Source organism: Lonepinella koalarum (assembly GCF_004565475.1).
GTDB classification, from domain to species: Bacteria; Pseudomonadota; Gammaproteobacteria; order Enterobacterales; family Pasteurellaceae; genus Lonepinella; species Lonepinella koalarum.
In genome coordinates this window covers 112,255-135,331 of record NZ_SRHX01000007.1, presented here as the reverse complement: position 1 = coordinate 135,331, position 23,077 = coordinate 112,255, and the positions used below count along the sequence as shown (strand labels likewise).

22 protein-coding genes are annotated in these 23,077 nt (G+C 38.3%); 11 read left to right on the top strand and 11 right to left on the bottom strand.

Features of this window, described 5'->3' with window-relative positions; genetic code table 11:
* Nucleotides 1-104 precede the first annotated feature (104 nt).
* On the top strand, nt 105-1,112 hold the full coding sequence (locus E0709_RS09635) for a siderophore-interacting protein (RefSeq protein ID WP_132300335.1): 1,008 nt from the start codon (nt 105-107) through the stop codon (nt 1,110-1,112).
* Nucleotides 1,113-1,121: 9 nt separating this feature from the next.
* On the opposite strand, the gene E0709_RS09630 is transcribed toward E0709_RS09635, so the two are convergent.
* A complete protein-coding gene (locus tag E0709_RS09630) occupies nt 1,122-2,030 on the bottom strand; it encodes a LysO family transporter (RefSeq protein WP_132300337.1) in 909 nt (302 codons plus the stop codon).
* A 61-nt stretch (nt 2,031-2,091) separates the two neighbouring features.
* Between E0709_RS09630 and E0709_RS09625 the strand changes: the two genes are divergently transcribed.
* Both E0709_RS09625 and E0709_RS09620 read left to right on the top strand, forming a co-directional pair.
* Nucleotides 2,092-3,642, top strand: coding sequence for an ATP-dependent nuclease (locus tag E0709_RS09625; protein WP_132300339.1), 1,551 nt, complete (start codon nt 2,092-2,094; stop codon nt 3,640-3,642).
* A 113-nt stretch (nt 3,643-3,755) separates the two neighbouring features.
* Nucleotides 3,756-4,307, top strand: coding sequence for an elongation factor P hydroxylase (locus E0709_RS09620; RefSeq protein WP_132300341.1), 552 nt, complete (start codon nt 3,756-3,758; stop codon nt 4,305-4,307).
* Between the two features lie 5 nt (nt 4,308-4,312).
* On the opposite strand, the gene E0709_RS09615 is transcribed toward E0709_RS09620, so the two are convergent.
* The 7 genes from E0709_RS09615 to ribA all read right to left on the bottom strand — a co-directional run bounded on the left by E0709_RS09615 (nt 4,313) and on the right by ribA (nt 10,831).
* Nucleotides 4,313-5,035 (bottom strand): SanA/YdcF family protein, encoded by a 723-nt coding sequence (locus E0709_RS09615; RefSeq protein ID WP_132300343.1) that lies wholly within the window; start codon nt 5,033-5,035, stop codon nt 4,313-4,315.
* Between the two features lie 57 nt (nt 5,036-5,092).
* Nucleotides 5,093-6,391: an adenylosuccinate synthase gene (locus E0709_RS09610; RefSeq protein ID WP_132300345.1), complete on the bottom strand. Its 1,299-nt coding sequence runs from the start codon at nt 6,389-6,391 to the stop codon at nt 5,093-5,095.
* Nucleotides 6,392-6,504: 113 nt separating this feature from the next.
* On the bottom strand, nt 6,505-7,386 hold the full coding sequence (hflC, locus tag E0709_RS09605) for a protease modulator HflC (protein WP_132300347.1): 882 nt from the start codon (nt 7,384-7,386) through the stop codon (nt 6,505-6,507).
* The gene (gene hflK, locus E0709_RS09600; RefSeq protein WP_132300349.1) at nt 7,386-8,630 is read right to left on the bottom strand and encodes an FtsH protease activity modulator HflK; all 1,245 of its coding nucleotides are present in this window, start codon (nt 8,628-8,630) and stop codon (nt 7,386-7,388) included. Before hflK ends, hflC begins: the two co-directional genes overlap by 1 nt.
* Before the next feature lie 54 nt (nt 8,631-8,684).
* A complete protein-coding gene (smpB, locus tag E0709_RS09595; RefSeq protein ID WP_132300351.1) occupies nt 8,685-9,167 on the bottom strand; it encodes an SsrA-binding protein SmpB in 483 nt (160 codons plus the stop codon).
* 139 nt (nt 9,168-9,306) lie between these two features.
* Nucleotides 9,307-10,011: a two-component system response regulator ArcA gene (gene arcA / locus E0709_RS09590; protein WP_132300353.1), complete on the bottom strand. Its 705-nt coding sequence runs from the start codon at nt 10,009-10,011 to the stop codon at nt 9,307-9,309.
* A 139-nt stretch (nt 10,012-10,150) separates the two neighbouring features.
* Nucleotides 10,151-10,831: a GTP cyclohydrolase II gene (gene ribA / locus E0709_RS09585; RefSeq protein WP_132300355.1), complete on the bottom strand. Its 681-nt coding sequence runs from the start codon at nt 10,829-10,831 to the stop codon at nt 10,151-10,153.
* A gap of 71 nt (nt 10,832-10,902) precedes the next feature.
* Here ribA and E0709_RS09580 point away from each other — a divergent pair, with 71 nt between their 5' ends.
* From E0709_RS09580 to E0709_RS09565, 4 genes are all read left to right on the top strand, one after another.
* Nucleotides 10,903-11,637 (top strand): phosphatase PAP2 family protein, encoded by a 735-nt coding sequence (locus tag E0709_RS09580; protein ID WP_132300357.1) that lies wholly within the window; start codon nt 10,903-10,905, stop codon nt 11,635-11,637.
* A gap of 34 nt (nt 11,638-11,671) precedes the next feature.
* Nucleotides 11,672-12,586 carry an N-acetylglucosamine kinase gene (nagK, locus tag E0709_RS09575; protein ID WP_132300359.1) on the top strand — a complete coding sequence of 305 codons (915 nt, stop codon included), beginning with the start codon at nt 11,672-11,674 and terminating at the stop codon, nt 12,584-12,586.
* Nucleotides 12,587-12,756: 170 nt separating this feature from the next.
* The gene (gene sspA, locus E0709_RS09570; RefSeq protein ID WP_132300361.1) at nt 12,757-13,395 is read left to right on the top strand and encodes a stringent starvation protein SspA; all 639 of its coding nucleotides are present in this window, start codon (nt 12,757-12,759) and stop codon (nt 13,393-13,395) included.
* 5 nt (nt 13,396-13,400) lie between these two features.
* On the top strand, nt 13,401-13,862 hold the full coding sequence (locus E0709_RS09565) for a ClpXP protease specificity-enhancing factor (protein WP_132300363.1): 462 nt from the start codon (nt 13,401-13,403) through the stop codon (nt 13,860-13,862).
* Nucleotides 13,863-13,958: 96 nt separating this feature from the next.
* On the opposite strand, the gene E0709_RS09560 is transcribed toward E0709_RS09565, so the two are convergent.
* Nucleotides 13,959-14,567 carry a DedA family protein gene (locus E0709_RS09560; RefSeq protein WP_132300365.1) on the bottom strand — a complete coding sequence of 203 codons (609 nt, stop codon included), beginning with the start codon at nt 14,565-14,567 and terminating at the stop codon, nt 13,959-13,961.
* A gap of 8 nt (nt 14,568-14,575) precedes the next feature.
* Nucleotides 14,576-15,130 (bottom strand): nitroreductase family protein, encoded by a 555-nt coding sequence (locus tag E0709_RS09555; protein ID WP_132300367.1) that lies wholly within the window; start codon nt 15,128-15,130, stop codon nt 14,576-14,578.
* A 156-nt stretch (nt 15,131-15,286) separates the two neighbouring features.
* Between E0709_RS09555 and sppA the strand changes: the two genes are divergently transcribed.
* Complete coding sequence (gene sppA / locus E0709_RS09550) at nt 15,287-17,185, top strand: signal peptide peptidase SppA (protein WP_132300369.1); 1,899 nt, start codon at nt 15,287-15,289, stop codon at nt 17,183-17,185.
* 305 nt (nt 17,186-17,490) lie between these two features.
* On the opposite strand, the gene ttcA is transcribed toward sppA, so the two are convergent.
* Nucleotides 17,491-18,414, bottom strand: a complete 924-nt coding sequence (gene ttcA / locus E0709_RS09545) for a tRNA 2-thiocytidine(32) synthetase TtcA (protein WP_132300371.1) — start codon at nt 18,412-18,414, stop codon at nt 17,491-17,493.
* Between the two features lie 272 nt (nt 18,415-18,686).
* Between ttcA and acnA the strand changes: the two genes are divergently transcribed.
* The 3 genes from acnA (at nt 18,687) to mukF (ending at nt 23,070) form a co-directional block, all read left to right on the top strand.
* The gene (acnA, locus tag E0709_RS09540; RefSeq protein ID WP_132300373.1) at nt 18,687-21,341 is read left to right on the top strand and encodes an aconitate hydratase AcnA; all 2,655 of its coding nucleotides are present in this window, start codon (nt 18,687-18,689) and stop codon (nt 21,339-21,341) included.
* Between the two features lie 179 nt (nt 21,342-21,520).
* Nucleotides 21,521-21,682, top strand: coding sequence for a hypothetical protein (locus tag E0709_RS12315; protein WP_153984663.1), 162 nt, complete (start codon nt 21,521-21,523; stop codon nt 21,680-21,682).
* A gap of 53 nt (nt 21,683-21,735) precedes the next feature.
* Nucleotides 21,736-23,070, top strand: coding sequence for a chromosome partition protein MukF (gene mukF, locus E0709_RS09535; RefSeq protein WP_132300375.1), 1,335 nt, complete (start codon nt 21,736-21,738; stop codon nt 23,068-23,070).
* The last annotated feature ends 7 nt before the right edge of the window (nt 23,071-23,077 follow it).

The window sequence follows — 23,077 nt, the reverse complement described above, 5'->3', positions numbered from 1 at the left end:
AACACCGCGGTTTTGTCATTAGGAATTGTGTAAATTTCATTTTTGATTTTGTATATGCTAATATAGAAATGATAGTTATTCTTAATTGATAGAGGTGAATAAATATGCAAGCCACATCTAGAACACCCATTGCCGATTATGATCAAAAATTAGACATAATAGAACATGTTAATTTAGGACATACTAAAGCGTTGCTTGCCATTGCTCATGTATATATCAATGAACAAGTAGAAAACGCACAATTGGTTGATTTATTTGAGGAAGGGATTATCTTACAATGTCAAATCGGTGATCTGATTGAATCACATTTTGTTGCATTTTTAACGCAAGATAGTTTGCATCATAATGTGCATAATCTAGCTATGCATGCGATGAAAAAATTAGGTAAATTAATCTCCCAATTTTGGCATTTCCAATTATTAAAAAAACAGCAAGTAAGCCGTAATATGTGTCGTTTATTTTTAAAATCAGATAGTCCGTTGGCAGAGCAGAGTCCAGCTGGTTATGCTTGGCGTTTTATCCTTGAACGTTTTTCTAATAAACCCGATTCACAGCATATTAATACACATCTGGGGCGTTATTATACCTTACGAAACACAGAAAAAAGCTCGCCAAATTTAGATTATGCAGATATTGCTGTAGTGGATATTTTTCAGCATAATGATACCGCTGGTAGTTTATGGACACAAGATTTGACCGTTGGGGAATTTGTGGTAGCAAATAATGAATTTTATGAACAAACTGACCATCTAACAACAGGGCGAGCATTGTTAATTGCTGATGAAACCTCCTTGCCAACTGTAGCAAAACTACTAGAAAATTGGCAAAATCCAATCCCTCCGACAGTCATTAGTATTACTCAAGATCCTGCTGATCAGACCTATTTGAATGAGAATCTATTCCCCGCAGGAAGTCAATTATTTCGCTTTGAGTATAGCGAAAGTGCGGATCAAATTTTGACTTTTTTACAACAGCATCCTGAAATTGAAAAAGTCTGGGGAGCATTAGAAAATCAACAAGCCAAAACCATTCGCCATTATTTACGTAATGAACGGCAGTTTAAAGCGGAAAATAATCGAGTTAAGGCATATTGGATTAAAAATAAGCCCTAATTTCAGCTATTACAAAGGAATAGACGAGAAAAATACCAATAAAATAGGGGGGGCAATGTTGGTTACAAAGCCAAAGCTAATGGCTAACGGAACGACTTCCATTCCCCCTGAACGTTGAATGATCGGTAAAGTACAATCTAAAGCTGTGGCTCCCGCTAGTCCAATGGCGGTAGAACGGTAGTTAAACATAAAAAAGGGAATTACAAATAGGCTTATAATTTCCCGCGAAAGATCGTTAAAAAAAGCAATGCTACCAAATTCTGCTCCCCAAGCGTTATTAATTACCACGCTAGATAAGGAATACCAACCCAAACCAGAAGAAATCGCCAGTCCTTGTGTGAGTGGTAATTTTAATAGTAAAGCGGCAAGTATTCCACCAAGTAATGATGTGACGGTCATAATCATGCCAGTATAAATGCCTCGTTTATTAAATAACACTTCGCGTAACGAAATACCGTTGTTTCGTAATTGAATCCCCACAAAGAAGATCAACGCAATAAGTACATAAGTGCTTGCTCCAAAAGGTAAATTTATGGAATTTTTGCTAAATAATCCGACCAGAAAGCCGATCAACACCATTGAGCATAATTTGGCACTGTCTAACAATAATTTCCAACGTGGTGGAATATCATGTCCCAAATGTTTTAAAGGCGCCGGATTCAGTTTATCAAAGGTGATTAATCCAACGATATTACAGCCTATAATACAGGCACTAAATATAAAAGCAGACAAGCCTATAATTGGTAACTTGGTTGCCACATCGTCTAATTGTCCAAGAGATATACCCATAACAAATAAAATAGCATAGAGTAGTAACATCACAATTTTATTAACTGCGGTTAAAAAAGTATGATTTTTTGATTTGATGAGATAACCTAATAACATTGGAATCAGAACAATAAGTAAACCTTCTAGCATAATTTTCCTTGTACAAAAATGGGGTGGTAGTATATTATTAAAATACAAATATGGGGGAAATATGTATTTACGTCAATTAGATATCGCCAGTTTTCGGGGAATTCAACGCTTATCTATTCATTTTAAACCGAACATGGTGTTAATCGGTGAAAATGCTTGGGGAAAATCAAGTTTATTGTCTGCATTAAGTTTAGTGCTAAATGGTAGTGATACATTATATCAATTTATTCCCCAAGATTGTCATATTTCTCCACAGGATCCTCAAGATATTACCTTGTTATTTTGTTTTTGTGAACAAAAACAAAATGAATATCTTAATAAACATCATCATTTATACCGACATTTATTGGTTTCTCATCAAGATGGTTTACAACGATTATATTTGCGAGTATCTGGTGAAAAACAAGAAGATCGTTTGATCACCAACTATACTTTTCTTAATCAGCATGGGGAGGTCGTTGTTGATAAAAATAGCCAGAAAATTGCACAATATTTAATAAAAAATTATCCAGTATATCGTTTTCGAGATGCTCGTTTAAATAAGGAAAAAATAGCTTGTTTGCCACTGTCTTGGCAAGGTGATGAAAGCTTGAAACATGAATTTTTGGCGGTGGGTCATTTATTGCAATATTATTTTTTAGATCGCCAACATATAACAGATTATGAAATCGATCCAACCTTATTATGGGAAAAATTAAACAGCCTATGTTTTCGTTTGCGTCAGGATAGCACTCATTATATTCAAAAACAATTAATGGTATTTTTACGTTCGTTATTTTTGCAACCACAGGAACAGAAAAATATCAAAGCTCTGAGTCCGATTATTTTATTTGAAGATCTTGGCTCACGTTTACATCCGAGAATGGCATCTATTGTGTGGGAATTGTCACAATATTTACCGATTCAGCGGATTACCACCACTAATTCAGTAGAACTCATTTCACAAGTTAATCTACCATCAATTTGCCGGTTGGTACGTTATTGGGATAAGACGGTGGCTTATAGTTTAAACCATCATGATATTAGTAAAAATGATTTACGCCGTTTAACGTTTCATATTCGACATAATCGTAGTCTTGCGTTGTTCTCGAAAATGTGGATTTTAGTGGAAGGGGAAACCGAAGTCTGGGTATTATCGGAATTAGCGAAGCTGTTGGATATTAATTTATCTGCCGAAGGGATTCGTATTGTGGAATTCGCGCAGATGGGATTAAAATCCTTAATCAAATATGCTCAAGCCATGGGAATTGAATGGTATGTTTTGACGGATGGTGACGAAGCGGGGCATAAATATGCTGGCACGGTGCGAGAATTGGTAAATGATCAGGATATTTTAACCAATCGTTTAACTACTTTACCAAGACAGGATATTGAACATTTCTTTTATACCGAAGGATTTGCCGATATTTTTGTGAAATTAGCCAACTGGAAAGAAACGCCACATCAAGCACGGCCGATGCGTAAAATTATTCAGCGAGCAATTCAACGTACATCAAAACCTGATCTTGCTATTGCGTTATCCAATGAAATGAAGAGACGAGGCTCGTCATCTATTCCATTATTATTGAAACGATTATTTTCAAAAGTATTGAATTTAAGTCGAACTCAATAATGTTTTTTATACATAAAATACTAAAGCGTGGTTAAATTTTCACACTTTTTAACCGAACTTTAATGTAATCAAACCTTTCCAGCAATTTGGCAATGTTATCAGAGGACATAACCATGCAACAAAATACCGAAACCCATCAATTAGACGATATTATTCAACTATTTAATCAATGTTTTTATGCAGAATTTAATACTAAATTAGTCAAAGGTGGTGATGAACCAATTTATTTACCGGCTAATGATGATGTACCTTACCATGCTATTTATTTTGCTCGTGGTTTTTATAGCAGTGCCTTGCATGAAATTGCTCATTGGCTAGTGGCGGGTAAAGAACGCCGTAAATTAGAAGATTTTGGTTATTGGTATGAACCTGATGGACGTTCAGAACAACGGCAACGAGATTTTGAACAAGCCGAAGTGAAACCACAAGCCTTAGAATGGATTTTATCTACTGCAGCGAATTTCCGTTATTTTGCCAGTTCAGATAATTTAAACGGTGAAGTTGGCGATACGATGCCGTTTAAATTAGCGGTGTATGAACAAGTGAAAAGCTATGCTGAAAAAGGCTTGCCAAAACGAGCGGAAACTTTACGTAAGTCGTTATGTGCATTTTATGGCACGGAAGATAAGATTGATGTAGCGAAGTTTGATGTGAGTAGAATTTAAAAACCTTAAGGATTTTCCACCGCACTTTGAGCAATATGACGATTTAATGGTGGCGGCAACGGCTCAGGCTTCCCTAAAAAGTGCGGTTTTTTTTCGGTAATTAATTCCCACACCATTAAAAAACGGGCAAAAATTTCACGAAATCGGGTGATGGTGTAAATATCGGGATTATCCGCTGCAAAACAAATGGCGTTGATATTGTGATATTGAGCAATAAATAAAGCACGTTCGCAATGAAAGGCTTGGGAAATAATGATCATTGGTTCGGCGTGAAAGATTTCTTTGGCACGAATAATACTGTCGAGCGTGCGAAAGCCTGCATAATCAGGAAATAGATATTGGGGGGCAATACCCATGGCGATCAGATCTCGCCGCATAGTACGTGGTTCATTATATTGTAATGTACGGTTATCCCCACTTAATAAAATATAGTCAATTTTCTCTGCATCAAATAAGGCTTTAGTGCTTTCTAAACGGTAATTATAAAATTGATTGGGGGTATTTTTGGTGACATATTTTGCGGTACCAAGTACTACGGCGTAAGGGCGATAGGGGGTTTGTTCAACTTTTTGATAGATATCATGACGAACTTTATAACCCACATATTGATCGATTAGAATAAGAAAGGTTATTGCCAGCAACATTAAACTAGCGAATAGGTAAATCAGTCGCTTTAGAGAAATTTTATCCCAATGGTAAAACAGTTTATTTGGCTTCTCAAACGGCATCTATATTCCTAGATAAACACCCTATTTTCCACACGGGAAGAATAGGGTGATTTTTTATTATACGGCAAATGGATCTTGTAAAATCATGGTTTGAACACGATCTGGACCGGTTGAAAGAATCGCAACGGGTACACCGGTAACTTGCTCAATACGTTTCACATAATTGCGAGTGGCTTGCGGTAATTGATTGACATCAGTCACACCAAAGGTATTTTCTTGCCAACCTGGCATACTTTCGTAAATTGGTTCAACGCCTTCCCAGTCTTTGGCAGAAAGGGGAGCAAAATCAACTACATTACCATTCGGTAATTTATAACCCACACAGATTTTAACTTCATCAAAACCGTCCAATACATCCAGTTTGGTCATACAGAAACCGGAAATACTGTTAATTTGAATGGCACGACGCATTGCTACCGCATCAAACCAACCGCAACGGCGTGGACGACCCGTAACCGCACCGAATTCATTACCTTTGCGTGCAATTTCAGCCCCAACATCATCAAATAATTCCGTAGCAAATGGCCCCCCTCCGACACGAGTACAGTAAGCTTTGATAATGCCTAAAATATAGTCTAGGTTACGTGGACCAAAACCCGCCCCCGTTGCGACACCACCAGCGGTAGTGTTGGAACTGGTTACAAATGGGTAGGTGCCGTGATCAATGTCTAACATGGTACCTTGTGCACCTTCGAACAGAATATTGTCGCCATTTTTGCGCGCAGTATCTAATAAGGTACTGACGTCTGCTACCATGCTGATTAAGACATCAGCAATAGCCATTACTTCGTCTAAGGTTTTTTGGAAATCCACTGGCTCAACTTTGTAGTAATGCACCAGTTGGAAATTGTAGTAATCCAAAATACCTTTTAATTTCTCTGCAAATTTTTCGCGGTTAAATAAATCGCTCACACGTAAACCACGGCGAGCTACTTTGTCTTCATAAGCCGGGCCAATACCCCGTCCAGTTGTACCAATTTTATTGTTACCTAATGCTGTTTCACGAGCATGATCCATAGCAACATGATAAGGTAGGATTAATGGACAAGCTTCGGAAATTAACAAACGTTCACGCACCTTAATGCCACGGCTTTCTAATTCGCCCATTTCTTGCATTAAAGCAGATGGGGAAAGCACTACGCCATTACCGATTAAACAAGTCACCCCATCACGTAAAATACCACTTGGAATTAAACGTAAAACGGTTTTTTCACCATTGATAATCAAAGTATGACCTGCATTATGTCCGCCTTGATAGCGAACTACATATTTAACACGATCGGTTAATAAATCGACGATCTTGCCTTTTCCTTCGTCACCCCACTGGGCCCCCAGGACAACAACACTTTTTCCCATAATTTTTTCCTGTTGTATTTAAAAAATAACTTAGATACTTTACTATTTTTTAGCCTAAAGCTCAATAAAAAAGCCTAATCAAATAGATGATTAGACTTCTTGTTTAACTATTTTTAGGGGGCTTGCATATAACGGAAGAATTCACTGTTCGGTTTTAAAATCATCATATTTTCAGCACCGCTAAAACTATTTTCATAAGCTTTTAGACTACGTAAGAAGCTGTAAAATTCCGTTTCATGCGCAAAAGCATCAGAATATAATTTGGCCGCGTTTGCATCCCCTTCACCACGTAATTCCTGAGCGGTTTTGTTCGCATTTGCAGTAATTAAAGTGACTTTACGATCTACATCAGCTTGAATAAATGCCGCCTTTTCTTTCCCTTGTGAACGGTGTTCACGTGCTACCGCATCACGTTCTGCTCGCATACGTTGGTAGATAGAAGATGACACTTCATCTGGTAAGTTAATTTGTTTTACTCGTACATCAATCACTTCAATCCCCAGCTCAGCGGTGCTGTCTTGTCCTGTGCTGAGTGATTTTTTGGCATCTGCCATGAGTTCACCACGCGTACCAGAGACAATATCTTTAATGGTTCTTGAACCGATTTCAGAACGCAAACGGTCATTAAGTTTACGGCGTAATAAATTCGAAGCTTGCGTGTAATCTCCCCCCCCGGTGGAAGTATAGAAACGACCAAAATCACTGATTCGCCATTTTACATAAGAATCTACGAGTAAATCTTTTTTCTCGACAGTGACAAACCGATCGGCTTGACCATCCAAAGTTTTAATACGTGCATCTAGTAATTTCATGCTGTCTAAAATCGGCAATTTAAAATGCAAACCCGGTGAATAGATTTTTACTTTATTATCAACATCACGTTGCACTTTGCCGAAACGTAACATAATACCACGGCTACCTTCGTGTACTACCACAAGACTGGAATATACTACCAAGGCTAAAACGATCACAATCGGAGTTAAATATTTACGCATTAGTTAAATCTCCCTTGGCGTCCATTGTTAGTTGATATTGGTGTATTAGACACCGGTGAACTGGAAACAGATGAATTATTCACCGCACTATTTGAGTTGCCAATATTGGATATACTTTTCTCAAAACGTTGAACATCGGTTTCTGGGAGCGTTGCTTGTTGTTTTTGACGTAATAGTTGATCTACGGGTAATACGGTTAAATTATTGCCCGCATCCATCATCACTTTCGGCGTTTTCGCCATCACATTTTCCATGGTTTGCAGATATAGACGCTCTTTCAGTACCTCCGGTGCGGATTTAAATTCAGGTAATAAACGTTGGAAACGTTCAACTTCCCCTTTGGCTTCAAGCACAATTTGTTCTTTGTAAGCAGTAGCTTCTTCTAAAATACGTTGAGCATTACCACGTGCAATCGGTTCACGTTCACGTGCATAAGCTTCCGCTTCACGGATATAACGTTGTTCATCTTCTTGTGCTTTAATGGCATCATCAAAGGCATCCTTCACATCTTCTGGCGGACGAGCAGACTGGAAGTTCACATCAATGACTTCTAATCCCATATCATAAGGTTTAATAATCTCATTTAAAGATTTCCAAGTGTCTTGACGTACCACGGAACGTCCAGTGGTTAAAATATTATCCATAGTCATATGACCGACCACATAACGCAAAGCACTATCGGTGGCTTGTCCTAAGCTATCTTCAGCATTGGTAACGCTAAACAAGAATTTAGCTGGATCCTGCACACGATATTGCACGGTCAACTCAACTTTGACCATATTTTCATCTTGAGTTAACATAGATCCTTGGGTTTTCAGCTCTTTCACTTGTTCCACGTTAACCGGAATGACTTGATCCACAAAAGTAGGTTTCCAGTTTAACCCCGGTTGCACAATAGAATGGAGTTGACCAAAACGAGTGACAACACCACGCTCGGCTTCTTTCACTGTATATAAACCGCTCAACCCCCAAATTACAGCACCGACTAGCACTGCTACCGGTAATAATTTCCCAACATTAAAGTCTGGTAATTTATTATTTTGTTGATTATTTGAGCCATTCCCTTTGTTTTTACCAGACAATTTTTTCAGTAAATTGGTAAAGGCTTCTTCCAAATCTGGTGGAGATTGTTCATTATCTCGCTTATTTCTTGGTTCATTCGTTTGCTGATTATTAGGCTTTTGCCCTGACGAATTTCCTGAATTCGTCCCCGGCGGTGCCCAAGGATCTTGATCCTGTGCCATTCATTTTCTCCAAATAGTTAACAAAATTTTTACATCAAAAGACATTGTAACAGATTATCCACGATTTGCATGTTTCATAATCCGATCTTTCTGTACCTGCCATTCACGATCTTTAATATCTTCCCGTTTATCGTGTAATTTTTTCCCTTTTGCCAAGCCGATTTTTAATTTCGCCCAAGCATTTTTCCAGTATAGTGACAGCGCCACAATGGTATAACCGTCACGGTTTGCTTTGCCAAATAGGGTATCTAATTCGCGTTGGTTTAATAATAATTTACGTGTGCGAGTCGGATCGCAAACAATATGGCTGGATGCTACACTTAAGGGTTGAATAGTTGCGCCAAATAAATAGGCCTCTCCTTGATTAAATACTACATAGCTATCACTAATATTGGCTTTGCCAGCACGCATAGATTTGACTTCCCAACCTTGTAAGGAAAGCCCAGCTTCAATTTCGTCTTCAATAAAATAATCGTGTCTCGCACGTTTATTCAAAGCAATGGTATTGGAAGCAACTTTAATTTTTTTCTTTGTCATAATATTCAATGGATTACAAAAGATAATCTCATTTTACCTAATATCGGGGCAATGTACAAATAAACAAGGGAAAATATAAACAAAAAGTGCGGTAAAATTTTCTAAATTTTTAACCGCACTTGATATTGCTAAGAAAAGACTATTCTAACGTTCCACAAAAACGATAGCCTTCACCGTGAATGGTTGAAATAATTTCAGGCGTACCATCGTGATCTTCAAAATGCTTACGAATACGACGAATTGTTACATCGACTGTTCGATCATTTTCTTTTAATTCTCGTCCGGTCATTTTTTTCAACAATTCTTCACGTGTTTGGATTTTACCGGGATTTTGGCAGAAATGCATCATGGCACGAAACTCACTGCGTGGTAATTTGAGCACTTCACCTTCGGGATTGATCAGTGCATGCTGGTTAATATCTAATGTCCAACCATTAAAACGATAAGCATCAACTTTTGGCTCATCTTTAACGTCCCCCATGGTACGTTGTAACAAATTACGAGCTCGAATAGCTAGTTCTCTCGGGTTAAAGGGTTTGGTGATATAATCATCCGCGCCAATTTCTAAACCTAAAATTTTATCCACTTCATTGTTACGACCGGTTAAAAACATTAATGCTGTTTTGGTATGCTCTCGCAGTTCACGCGCTAACATTAAGCCATTTTTACCCGGTAAATTAATATCCATGACAATTAAATGGATTTCTTTATTTGATAGAATTTGTTGCATCTGATTACCGTCACAAGCTTCAAAGGTATTATAACCTTCGGCTTGAAAAATACTTTTTAACGTATTTCGAGTAATCGTTTCATCCTCAACAATAAGAATTTGTGGCGTAGCCATAGTTAAGTTTCCCTAAAAACAAATATCACAACCAATGTGAAAAACATAATTCACTATTCTATAATTGTAACAATCTCGCAACAATAAAATTTTGCAATTAGATGCTAATTTTGTGATCTATATCATAATTTTAGCTAATTTATTGTTCATTTTGTGGTGTCGGCACTTCCGATAAACAGTGTGGACAACTTAAAAAATGTTTCTCTGTGTTTTGCGCATCACCATTGTGATGAACAATATAATGTCCCATTTTTTTTGCTTTAGTATCTAAGTAAGCTCTATTGTAACGATTTTCCCCTACATTCAAGGGAACACGTTCAACCACATTAATGCCCGCTTTTTTCATGGTATCAATTTTGGCTGGATTATTGGTTAATAACCGTACTTGATTAACCGCCAGTAAGTCAAAAATATCCGCACAAACAGCAAAATTACGCTCATCTGCGGCAAACCCCAAAGCTAAATTCGCTTCAATGGTATCCATTCCCTGATCTTGCAACGCATAGGCACGAATTTTGTTAATTAACCCAATGCCCCGACCTTCTTCACGATGGTAAATTAATACACCACGTCCTTCTTCACTAATTTGACGTAAGGCAGTGGCAAGCTGAAAACCACAATCACATTTTAAACTATACAATGTATCACCCGTTAAACATTCCGAATGAATACGCGCCAACACAGGTTTGCCATCTGCAATATCGCCCATCACCAAAGCTATATGCTCTTTTTTCGTCTTGGGAAATTCAAAACCAACAATCTTAAACAGTCCAAATTCAGTAGGTAAATTGGCTTCAGTCACAAGCTGAATTTTTGCCATATAATAAATCCTTATTTTTCTTTTAGTTTTCTAGTGATAAAATACAATTTTTATTACATAGGAAGTTCACTATGCTAAGACGCATGTCATTATATACTTTTTTACTTTGCCTTGTGCCATTTTTTACTTGGATTTTTTCATGGCAGTGGCAAGATGATAGTCATTTAACCGCATTTGATTATTTTTTATATTGGTTAACCGAAACTGGTAGTTCACCTTATGCAATCATTACTTGTGGCGTTTTTGCCTTATGTTTTTTACCGATTTTTTCTACTAGAGCCAAATGGATTATTGCAGTGATTATTATGGCAATATCCATGGTAATGACGCAAGGCATTAAAACCATCGCAAAAAGTATTTTTGCTGAACCGAGACCTTATGTGACAGAATTAACTGATAAAAATGGTGTATCAACGAATTATTTTTACGATCAAACTCGAGAGCAAAGAGCGATGATTGTAAGTCAATTTTATGCGAATAATGCAGATGTGCCAGTATGGTTAGTCCATCACCGTAAGAACGAAACGGGTTATTCTTTCCCGTCTGGGCATACTATTTTTGCCGTGAGTTGGTTGTTATTGGCGGTTGGTTTTACTCAAATGGTGGGACGTTGCCGTACTTCTTCAAAGATTTTAGTTGTGGGGATATTACTTTGGTCAGTGTTAATGTTAGTGAGCCGTTTACGTTTAGGCATGCATCATCCGATAGATTTACTGGTGAGTACATTAATTGCGTGGTTAGTCCATTTACCGTTATTCTTTTATCTTGAAAGAAAACAAATTTTCAGCAAAATAAAGTTAAATTAGTAAAATAGTGCGGTTTAAAAAACAGGAGTTTTTTATGTTATATGGTTTAGATATTGGTGGTACTAAAATTGAATTAGCTGCTTTTAACGAAAAGTTAGAAAAGCAATACAGTGAACGGATTGAAACCCCAAAAGACAGTTATCAGCAGTGGTTACAAGCCATTGTGGGATTAGTTAATCGAGTGGATGAAAAATTCGGTAATCAAGGTTCAGTGGGATTAGGCATACCGGGGTTCGTGAATCGAGAAACGGGATTAGCTGAAGTGACCAACATTCGTGTTGCTGATAATAAACCGATTTTACAAGATCTCTCTAGGTTATTAGGACGAGAAGTGCGGGCGGAAAATGATGCCAACTGCTTTGCTTTATCCGAAGCGTGGGACGAAGAAAATCAGCAATATCCTTTTGTATTAGGTTTAATTCTGGGCACTGGATTTGGAGGTGGATTAGTTTTCAATGGCCAAGTCCACTCTGGTAAAGTGGGAATGGCTGGTGAGTTAGGGCATTTACAGTTAAATTACCATGCTTTAAAACTGCTAGGTTGGGATAAGGCGCCGATTTATTCGTGCGGTTGTGGTAACACAGCTTGTTTAGACACGTATTTGTCTGGTCGTGGTTTTGAAATGTTATACCGTGATTTAAAAGGCGAAAATTTGTCTGCCAAAGAAATTATTGAACGCTTTTATGTGGGAGATAAAACTGCGGTAGATTTTGTCGAACTTTTTGTGGAATTAATGGCAATTTCCATCGGCAATATTATTACCGCATTTGATCCACATTTAATTGTTTTTGGTGGCGGGTTATCTAATTTTGATCATTTGTATCACGCTTTGCCAAAAGCTTTGCCAGCACATTTGATGCGAAGTGCCAAAGTGCCCGTGATTAAAAAAGCTAAATATGGTGATTCAGGTGGTGTGCGTGGTGCGGCAGCGTTATTTTTGGATAAGTGATAAGTAATGAGATGTGAATAGACCGTGTGTTAAGCACGGTTTATTTTTTACTTGGATATTTTGACTATATTTATGCTACAATAGCCGGATATTTATAAGGTTTGGTTCTACAGCAGAATCAACTACGTTTTGGAAATTTTAACATTCTATTTTAGTCGCTGGAGGACTAAATGACTAGTGCAGTAAATAAACGTTCAATAATGACTCTTTTTTATGATAAATCCGATATTTATTGTCATCAGGTGCGCATTGTATTAGCGGAAAAAGGGGTTGCTTATGAAGCGGAAATTGTAGATGCTCAGAGTTTATCAGAAGATTTAATGGAGTTAAATCCTTATGGTACGTTACCAACATTAGTAGATCGTGATCTCGTGTTGTTTAATTCTCGTATTATTATGGAATATTTAGATGAACGTTTTCCACACCCTCCTTTAATGCCAGTTTATCCAGTGTCAAGAGGTAAAACACGTCTATTAATGCAACGTATTGAACAAGATTGGTATCCGACTTTATTTAAAGTAGAAAATGGAACAACCGAAGAACGAGAAAATGCGTTAGCTCAATTAAAAGAAGAATTGTTGGCAGTTGCTCCAATTTTTGATCAAACTCCATTTTTTATGAGTGAAGAATTTAGTTTAGTAGATTGCTATATTGCTCCATTATTATGGAGAATGCAGGATTTGGGGGTAGAATTCACAGGGGTAGGAAGTAAAGCACTTAAAGCTTATATGAACAGAGTATTTGATCGTGATTCTTTTCAACAATCTGTTGGCAATGCTACACCTAGAAATTTAATGGATGATAAGTAATGGTAATGGAATATAAATCGACGCCTAAACGTCCTTATTTATTAAGAGCATATTATGACTGGTTGGTTGATAATAATTTTACGCCTTATTTAGTGGTGGATGCAACCTATAGTGGAGTTGTAGTACCACAAGAATATGTGAAAGATGGTCAGATTGTGTTAAATATTTCATCTGGCGCAGTTGGCGCATTATCTTTAGGTAATAGCGCGATTGAATTCAATGCACGTTTTCAAGGAATGCCAAGAGATGTGTATATCCCAATGGGGGCGGTTTTAGCTATTTACGCTCGTGAGAATGGTGACGGTGTGATGTTTGAACCTGAAATGATTTATGATGAATTAGATCAGACCGCACAAATTGAACAACCAACTAATTTCCAAGATATTGTGGATAAACCAAAAGCTAATCTAAATAAAGCCAAGAAAACAGATAATAAATCGGCATCACATTTGAAAATTATTAAATAGTATGAGAGAAAAAAGCGTAGTGTTTTCTACGCTTTTGGTTGCCACCTGTAATTGGTGGCATTGAATTAATGATATAAATAATTGCACTACTCATTATCATTTGTTCTTCGCTTTTTTAGCTTTATAGATTTTGTAGCCAATATACAACACGACCACAGCTATAATGACATAAATACCATGTTGTCCGTTTTTTATTTGTTGAGCTAACCAATCACGGTTATTGGCTCCGTGGTAACCTAAATACACCCACACAGGAACAGAAATAATCGCAGCACAAAAATCTAATAATAAAAAACGAGTATAACTTACACGATTAGTAATTCCAGAAACCATATAAATTGGAGCTCTTAAGCCGGGTAAAAAACGAGCGATAAAAAGTACACGATTACCATATTGATCAAATTTTTCACGTACGTTTTTCAAACGTTTGGCTGAAAGTAATTTTCGTAAAGGGCGAAAACGAAGTATTTTTATGCCATAAATACGACCAAGCCAGTACATTGTACTATCACCAGCTAATACACCGATCATACTCACTGTTAACATAAGATGTACATTTACACTTTCGGGATAAAGCCCGGCAATAATACCTCCTGAAACCAGCGTAATATCTTCAGGAATAGGCACACCAAAACCACAGATAATCAGTACGAAAAGTACCGCCCAATAACCGTAGTCGGTAAAAAAACTAATTAAAACGTCCATTAAAAATCCTATAAATATGAAACAAAATCTTGTGTATCAGCGGTCTTACTATCACGTTCTAATTTTTCATTCTCCGCTGTACCGATTAATAATAATGCAACAATTTTTTCTTGTTCTGTACAATTTAAAGTCTGACGTAATGCATCACCACCCGCCCATTTACCAGTAATCCATACATTATCAAAGCCTAAACTTTGAGCCGCTAATTGAATACCATAGGTTGCACAACCCGCCGCCACTAATTGTTCCCATTCTGGCACCTTGTCAACTTTCGGATCAAGTTTAGCAACGACCGCAATTACCATTGGACTTGCACAAATTTTATCAATTTTACTAAATTGCTTATTATCTAAGTTAAGATCGGTTGCGACTTGAGTTAAGGCATTAGCTAATTTTATTAAGCCCTTATCTGCAATTACAACGAAACGATAAGGTTTCAGTTTTCCATGATCAGGCGTACGTAAAGCCGCTTGAAAAATTTGTTCCAGTTGTTCTTTATTAGGGGCCGGAGCGACTAATTTTTTATTTGACCGGCGAGTTGTCAGTAATTCTAATGCGTCCATAACTGTCCTTATTATGAATAATAAATTGAAAATTCTAACATAAAAATACCGTGAAAACTTGTCATTTTTGCGGTATATTTCTTTTTAATGCAATTATTCATTAAAATAATTGCTTAGTTTATTAAATGCGGTTTAATTTTACAATAAGGAAGTTCTATGAAAACTATTTTTAATTTTTTTAAAATAATTTGGAAAGCTATCAATTTTGTTCGTCGCGTGGTGATGAACCTTGTTTTTTTACTCTTTGTATTATTTCTTGCAACCATAATTAGTCTGTTCAATTCACAAACTAATAATGTTCAACTAGTTGGTGAACAAGGGGCATTATTATTAAATTTAAATGGTTATTTAGCTGATAATCGTGAAAAATATCTATCATGGCAAAGGGCTTTAAATGAATTAGATGGGAGTAATATAACTCGTAAAATTTCAACCTTTGATGTAGTTTATGCTATTGAAAATGCTAAAAATGATGATCGCATTAAAGGGCTAGTACTAGATTTAAATTATTTCCAAGGAGCAGATCTACCTGCGTTGGAATATGTGGGGTCGGCAATTCAACATTTTAAAGCACAACATAAACCCGTCATTGCGTTAGCAGGAAATTATAGCCAAAGTCAGTATTTTCTAGCAAGTTTTGCCGATGAAATTTATTTAAATCCAATGGGAACAGTGGATATTCATGGTTTATCTGCACAGAATCTATATTTTAAATCTATGCTAGATAAACTAGAGATAACCCCTCATATTTTCCGTGTAGGCACTTATAAATCAGCCGTTGAACCATTTTTACGCGATGATATGTCGCCTGCCGCTAAAGCGAATGCTGAACGTTGGTTAAGTGGTATGTGGATAAATTTCCGTGATATTGTAGCCAAGAACCGTCAAATTGAACCTAATCAAGTATTGCCAGATAGCCCGCAATATTTAGCAGATTTGAAAGCCTTGAAAGGGGATAGTAGCGCTTATGTCAAACAACGCAAGTTAATTACAGAATTTACCACAATGGCAGAAATTCAGCAAAAATTAACCGCACTTTTTGGTGAAAATACACAGGATAATGATGTAACGGAATTTAAAAATGTGGATTTTGACACATACTTATCTGCTTTACCTGATCGTCAATTAGGGGATAGTCATTTTTCTAATCCAACTCATAAAATTGCGGTAGTCAATGTTGAAGGGGCAATTGTTGATGGCGAAAGCTATGAAAATGAAGTCGGTGGTGATACCATTGCGAATTTATTACATCAAGCAGCTAATGATGAAACCGTGAAAGCCGTTATATTACGCGTGAATAGCCCGGGTGGGAGTGCCTTTGCTTCTGAAGTTATTCGTCAAGAAATTGATAACTTGCAAGCACTTGGAAAACCTGTTGTGACGTCAATGGGAGCAGAAGCAGCTTCGGGAGGCTATTGGATTGCAAGTACTACGGATTATATTGTGGCAGATAAAAATACAATAACAGGTTCCATCGGTATTTTTTCAATATTTCCAACTTTTGAAAATAGTTTGAAAAAAATTGGTATATCCGCCGATGGTATTAGTACTTCTAAATTAAGTGAATTATCTTCTACAAGCCCGTTATCTGATGAACTCAAAGAGGTTTTTCAATTAGAAATAGAACAAGGATATGAGCGTTTTTTGGACGTAGTGAGCCGTGGTCGCCATTTATCCAAAGCAGAAGTTGATAAAATAGCCCAAGGGCAAGTCTGGTTAGGACAAGATGCGTTACAATATAAGTTAGTAGATGAACTGGGCGATTTTGAAACCGCGGTAAGAAAAGCTCAAGAATTAGCCGATCAACAAATAGGTGAGAAAGCAAATTATTCTATTGAATGGTTTGATGAAGAACCGCAAGGTTTTAAAGCTTTACTACAATCCTTACAGCAAGGAGCGAAATCCTTAGTGAAAACTAGTGTAAGTGAAATGGTTGGATTACCAGAGGCTAAACAAGTACAGGATCAATTGAGAAATCAGTTGGGAATTTTGGGGAAATTTAATGATCCGAAAGGGCAGTATTTGTATTGTTTGAATTGTGGGGTTGTGAAGTGATTTACTTTTCTTTGCTTGTGCAAAGAAAAGTAACAAAAGAAAGCACACCCCGACTTCACCGCTTATCTTTGCTCATTTGGCATTTTATTCACGCTAAATTTTGAACTCGCTTCGCTCAGACAAGCAAAATTTAGCTAAAAATGCCAAGTCGCAAAGGCGGTTCAGACGGGGAGCGATTTGATCGAGCGGAGTAAAAGTAAGGTGAATAAATAGCTATTTTTCCTAAGCTACGGAGTAGCGTCACCATGCTTAACCTAGTACGCCAGTGCTAGGTATTCTCCAATTTTCCACCGCACTTTATTTCATCAAATAACTTCCCTAAACGCAATTTTCCCCTCTAACTCAAAATCTTCATTTTCATCATTCAAGGACACCGCAGAAAATTCTTCCTTATCAAACGCCAAATCCCCCTCAATGCCATCAATTACCACACCTTTTTTAATCCCTTTAAAATCAAACAATTCCGCATCACACAAATGGGACGGCACAATATCTTGCATTGCACTAAACATGGTTTCTAATCGCCCCGGATATTGGCGATCCCACGTATTCAACATGTCTTTCACCACTTGACGCTGCAAATTCGGTTGCGAACCACAAAGATTACATGGAATAATCGGAAATTGTTTCGCAATGGCGTATTTTTCAATGTCTTTTTCTTTACAATAAGCCAACGGACGGATCACAATTTGCTTGCCGTCATCGCTGATTAATTTCGGTGGCATGGATTTCAGTTTTCCGCCGTAAAACATATTCAAAAATAAGGTCGCCAACATATCATCACGGTGATGCCCCAAGGCAATTTTGGTTGCTCCGAGTTCCGTAGCCGTGCGGTATAAAATGCCACGGCGTAGGCGAGAGCAGAGCGAACAAGTGGTTTTCCCCTCGGGGATTTTTTCTTTCACAATGCCGTAGGTGTTTTCTTGCACAATTTTGTAATCCACGCCAATGCTAGCTAAATATTGGGGCAAAATATGCTCAGGGAATCCCGGTTGTTTTTGATCAAGATTGACCGCCACAATATCAAAATGAATAGGAGCGTTTAGCCTTAAATTGAGCAAAATATCCAACAAAGTATAACTGTCTTTCCCACCTGACAGGCAAACCATCACTTTATCGCCATCTTCAATCATATTAAAATCTGCAATGGCATTGCCCACATTACGGCGTAAGCGTTTTTGTAATTTGTTCAGATTGTAGGTTTGTTTTTTGTATTGTTCGGTTATCATTGGTGTTATCCGTTAAAATTAATTTGCGTATGGTACGGATTGCATTCATAAATATCAATAAAAAATTAAAATTACTACTCATCATTCCCTTAGAAATTATTCAACTACCGAAGCAGGGGCGAGGGCAGATTTTGAGATAAAGGGCTAAATCGGCAAGATTGAAAAATAAGGTTTATCTCTCAGCTAAACTATGCTATAACTAGACATATGATATTATCTTATTGATAATATTGATTTTTATTCTTATTTGTTATTTTTGATTGGAGTGGAAAATGAATAATTCAAAGGCAAAATGTATAAAACAATTATCTTTACAGGGAAAACAGTATCATTATAGTGGGCTTGCGGAATTAGACGCAGACAAAGTCGCCAAACTGCCCTTTAGTATCCGTATTTTATTAGAAAATGTGCTGCGTAATCATGATGATTTTAGTATTACTCAAGAGCATATTGATACCTTATTAAATTGGTCACCAGAACCTGTGGATAAAGATATTCCCTTTAAACCTGCACGCATCTTAATGCAAGACTTTACCGGCGTGCCAGCGGTGGTGGATATGGCATCGCTGCGGGCAGAGTATGTGCGTCATGGTAAAGACGGGGAGAAAATTAATCCTGCTATTCCCGTGGATTTGGTGATTGATCACTCGGTGCAAGTGGATTTTTTCGGCACAGACGCTGCCTATGATAAAAATGTGTCTCTTGAATTTGAACGTAATAAAGAACGTTATGAATTACTCAAATGGGCACAAAAAGGCTTGAAGAATTTTACTGTAGTGCCACCCGGTATGGGGATTTGTCACCAAGTGAATTTAGAATATTTGGCGCAAGGTGTGATTGCTCGAGATGGTTGGTTATTTCCTGATACTTTGGTGGGAACTGATTCGCATACCCCTATGGTCAATGGCATTGGCGTGATTGCTTGGGGTGTGGGCGGTATCGAAGCGGAAGCCGCTATGCTTGGTCAACCGATTTTCTTTACTTGCCCTGAAGTGATTGGATTAAAACTCACAGGCAGCATTCCTGATCATTGCACTGCCACGGATATGGTGTTATCCATTACTAAAGTATTGCGTGATAAAGGGGTGGTGGGGAAATTTGTGGAAGTGTTTGGTGATGGCTTAGACAGTTTAAGCGTCACCGACCGAGCCACGATTTCTAATATGTCGCCTGAGTTTGGCTGTACGGTGACTTATTTCCCCATTGATGATCGTACGCTCGAATATATGCACACTACCAATCGAACGCCAGCGCAAATTGAATTAGTGGAAAAATACTGTAAAGAGAACTTATTGTGGCGTACGGGGAAAGAAGACATTACCTATTCTTCCGTGGTGGAATTTGATTTAAACAGTTTAGTGCCAACGGTTTCAGGTCCAAAACGTCCACAGGATAAAGTGCTGGTTAAAAATTTGGGTGACACTGTCACAACATTATTAGATAACGAATATCATCGTCAAACCCTGCATAGCGAGCAGATTTCCCATAATAATCAAGAATATACATTAAGCGATGGTCATATCGTGATTGCTGCCATTACCAGTTGCACCAATACATCGAATCCTGCGGTAATGATTGGGGCGGGCTTGTTGGCACGCAAGGCGGTGGAACGAGGTTTATCCAGTCAACCTTGGGTGAAAACTTCCCTTGCCCCAGGTTCAAAAGTGGTCACCCAATATTTAACACGTTCGGGCTTAAATGCGGATTTAGATGCCTTAGGTTTTTATAATGTGGGTTATGGTTGCACTTCTTGTATTGGTAACTCTGGGCCTTTGCCAGAACATATTGCTAATGCCGTGGATCAAGGGGAACTGGTGGTGGCATCGGTATTGTCGGGCAATCGTAATTTTGAAGCACGGGTACATCCACAGGTGAAAATGAACTTTTTAATGTCGCCGATGTTGGTGGTGGCGTATGCTTTAGTGGGGCGAGTGGATTTGAATTTATTAGAAGATCCCCTTGGCACCGATCCCAATGGCAACCCTGTCTTTTTAAAAGATATTTGGCCAAGTCGAGACGAGATTGTGCAGACCATTCATGATTGTTTAAAACAAGAAGATTTTCAGCAAGTTTACGATGTGATTTTTGATGGTTCAACTGATTGGCAAGACTTGGAAGTGGATTTAAGTGAAAATTATCAATGGAATGAAAGCTCTACTTACATTAAACAAGCACCATTTTTTGATAATTTAACCGTTGAAACCAAGACGATTACGGATATTGAAGATGCTCGTGTATTGCTGTATTTAGGCGATTCCGTGACCACTGACCATATTTCGCCCGCAGGTTCATTTAAACCCGAAACGGCGGCGGGGCGTTATTTGCAAGAACAAGGCGTAGAGCCTGTGGATTTTAACTCCTATGGTTCACGGCGTGGTAATCATGAAGTGATGATGCGAGGCACTTTTGCTAATGTGCGGATTAAAAATAAAATTGCCAATAAAGAGGGCGGTTTTAGTCGCCATTTCCCCAGTGATAAGGTGGACACTGTGTTTGACACCGCACAAGCCTATGCCAAAGACGGCACGCCGTTAATCGTGTTAGCGGGTAAAGAATACGGCTCTGGATCGTCCCGTGACTGGGCGGCGAAAGGCACATTTTTACTTGGAATTAAAGCCATTATTGCGGAAAGTTTTGAGCGGATTCACCGCAGTAATTTAGTAGGCATGGGGATAGCCCCCTTGGTGTTTGAAGAGGGCGAAAATGCCGAAAGCCTTGGTTTAGACGGCTCGGAAACCTTTAGCATTACAGGCTTAGCCAAGGATTTAAAACCCTTTAAAATGCTTGATGTAAAAGCCGTGCATCCCAGTGGCAAAGAAACGCAATTTAAGGTGAAAGCCCGCCTAGATTCCGCCATTGAAATTGAATACTATAAAAATGATGGCATTTTGCAATATGTGTTACGGCAGTATTTGAAAGACGCATAGGCGTAAAATTAGGCATAAAAATAGGGGAGCGATCCCCTTTTTTACCCCCCTTACAATCCCCCTAAAGATCCTGTATAATCCTGTCTAATTTTATATTTTTATTGGGGTCTGTTGACCTTTTGGTTTGACCTATTTGTTGTCGGCTAAAATCGTCACAGGCAAGGAATAAAACGTAGTGAATGGTTATTCCATTCACAAGTTTTATGATGCGGGATGTGGCGATTTTAGCCACAACCCAAAGGGCTAGGCTTAATTTTAGCCAACTCGGCGTTGAAAAACCTTTGTTTGGAATGACCAAACGGCAGGTTTTCCGCCTTGATTTGGCTAAAATTAAGCTCTAGCAAATAGGTCAAACCAAAAGGTCAACAGACCCTACAAGTTGTGAGAAATTTTAATGTCTGAAACATCACAAACTATCCCTGAATTGGTGTCGTGGGCGAGAGAGCGGGAATTTTCGCTATCGCTCAACACCGAACGGCTAGCGTTTTTACTTGCCATTGCACTTTATAATAACGAACGTTTTGACGGCGAGATGCAAGAATCTGATTTGGTGGATATTTTCCGTCAAGTGTCTTCTGAATTTGAGTATTCTGAGAGTGTCGTCACCCGAGCCAACAATGCCATTAATGATTTAGTGAAACAGCGGTTTTTAAACCGTTTTAGTAGTGATTTCACCGAAGGGCTTTCCATTTACCGCTTGACCCCGTTGGGTGTGGGCGTGTCTGATTATTATATTCGTCAACGTGAATTTTCCGCTCTACGATTATCCGTGCAGCTTGCTATTGTGGCAGATGAAATTCAGCGTGCATCAGAGTCTGCTGAAGAAGGTGTGCGGAAAAACGAAGATGCGTATTTTTGGCGGCGAAATGTGTTTGCACCGCTTAAATATTCCGTGGCAGAGATTTTTGATAGCATTGATTTATCGCAACGTATAATGGACGAAAATCAGCAGGGGATTAAGCAAGAAATCGCTGATTTGTTAAGCAAAGATTGGCAAGCGGCGATTGCCAGCTGTGAACGGTTGTTAGATGAAACATCGGGCAATTTGCGAGAATTGCAAGACACCTTAAACGCTGCTGGCGACAAGCTACAAGCACAACTTCTGCGGATTCAAGACTGTATTATCGGGAATAGCACGCTGTATTTTATTGACCAGTTGATTGTAGATTTGCAGGCAAAACTTGACCGCATTATCAGCTGGGGACAGCAAGCCATTGACTTGTGGATCGGCTACGACCGCCATGTGCATAAATTTATTCGTACTGCCATTGATATGGATAAAAATCGGGTGTTTAGCCAACGGCTACGAAATTCTATTCATCATTATTTTGATGCACCGTGGTATTTGTGGACGGCTCAAGCGGAACGCTTGATTGATTTGCGTGATGAAGAATTGCTGTTGCGAGATGAAGATGCACTTGGTGAATTGCCAGATGAATTGCAGTATGAAGAGCTTACAGACTTGCACGATCAAATTGTAGAAACGATGCAAACCTTGCTCATCGCCCAACGTGAACACAATCAACCGATTGATTTAAGCCTTGTGTTAAAACAACAGCTTGAACATTATCCGCTTTCTCGCCATTTTGACGTGGCACGCATTATCGTGGATCAAGCGGTGCGATTAGGTTTAGCCAGTCAAGATCTCTCGGGCATTTATTCCCCGTGGCAACCGATTAATAACGCTGGTGCAGAAGTGCAGGCGAATGTGATTGATGAATTTAAATAAGAAAGAG

Excerpts from the sequence above, each read along its gene's own strand:
- E0709_RS09635 (WP_132300335.1), top strand. The coding sequence starts at position 105 with ATGCAAGCCACATCTAGAACACCCATTGCCGATTATGATCAAAAATTA.
- E0709_RS09630 (WP_132300337.1), bottom strand. The coding sequence starts at position 2,030 with ATGCTAGAAGGTTTACTTATTGTTCTGATTCCAATGTTATTAGGTTAT.
- E0709_RS09625 (WP_132300339.1), top strand. The coding sequence starts at position 2,092 with ATGTATTTACGTCAATTAGATATCGCCAGTTTTCGGGGAATTCAACGC.
- E0709_RS09620 (WP_132300341.1), top strand. The coding sequence starts at position 3,756 with ATGCAACAAAATACCGAAACCCATCAATTAGACGATATTATTCAACTA.
- E0709_RS09615 (WP_132300343.1), bottom strand. The coding sequence starts at position 5,035 with ATGCCGTTTGAGAAGCCAAATAAACTGTTTTACCATTGGGATAAAATT.
- E0709_RS09610 (WP_132300345.1), bottom strand. The coding sequence starts at position 6,391 with ATGGGAAAAAGTGTTGTTGTCCTGGGGGCCCAGTGGGGTGACGAAGGA.
- hflC (WP_132300347.1), bottom strand. The coding sequence starts at position 7,386 with ATGCGTAAATATTTAACTCCGATTGTGATCGTTTTAGCCTTGGTAGTA.
- hflK (WP_132300349.1), bottom strand. The coding sequence starts at position 8,630 with ATGGCACAGGATCAAGATCCTTGGGCACCGCCGGGGACGAATTCAGGA.
- smpB (WP_132300351.1), bottom strand. The coding sequence starts at position 9,167 with ATGACAAAGAAAAAAATTAAAGTTGCTTCCAATACCATTGCTTTGAAT.
- arcA (WP_132300353.1), bottom strand. The coding sequence starts at position 10,011 with ATGGCTACGCCACAAATTCTTATTGTTGAGGATGAAACGATTACTCGA.
- ribA (WP_132300355.1), bottom strand. The coding sequence starts at position 10,831 with ATGGCAAAAATTCAGCTTGTGACTGAAGCCAATTTACCTACTGAATTT.
- E0709_RS09580 (WP_132300357.1), top strand. The coding sequence starts at position 10,903 with ATGCTAAGACGCATGTCATTATATACTTTTTTACTTTGCCTTGTGCCA.
- nagK (WP_132300359.1), top strand. The coding sequence starts at position 11,672 with ATGTTATATGGTTTAGATATTGGTGGTACTAAAATTGAATTAGCTGCT.
- sspA (WP_132300361.1), top strand. The coding sequence starts at position 12,757 with ATGACTAGTGCAGTAAATAAACGTTCAATAATGACTCTTTTTTATGAT.
- E0709_RS09565 (WP_132300363.1), top strand. The coding sequence starts at position 13,401 with ATGGAATATAAATCGACGCCTAAACGTCCTTATTTATTAAGAGCATAT.
- E0709_RS09560 (WP_132300365.1), bottom strand. The coding sequence starts at position 14,567 with ATGGACGTTTTAATTAGTTTTTTTACCGACTACGGTTATTGGGCGGTA.
- E0709_RS09555 (WP_132300367.1), bottom strand. The coding sequence starts at position 15,130 with ATGGACGCATTAGAATTACTGACAACTCGCCGGTCAAATAAAAAATTA.
- sppA (WP_132300369.1), top strand. The coding sequence starts at position 15,287 with ATGAAAACTATTTTTAATTTTTTTAAAATAATTTGGAAAGCTATCAAT.
- ttcA (WP_132300371.1), bottom strand. The coding sequence starts at position 18,414 with ATGATAACCGAACAATACAAAAAACAAACCTACAATCTGAACAAATTA.
- acnA (WP_132300373.1), top strand. The coding sequence starts at position 18,687 with ATGAATAATTCAAAGGCAAAATGTATAAAACAATTATCTTTACAGGGA.
- E0709_RS12315 (WP_153984663.1), top strand. The coding sequence starts at position 21,521 with ATGGTTATTCCATTCACAAGTTTTATGATGCGGGATGTGGCGATTTTA.
- mukF (WP_132300375.1), top strand. The coding sequence starts at position 21,736 with ATGTCTGAAACATCACAAACTATCCCTGAATTGGTGTCGTGGGCGAGA.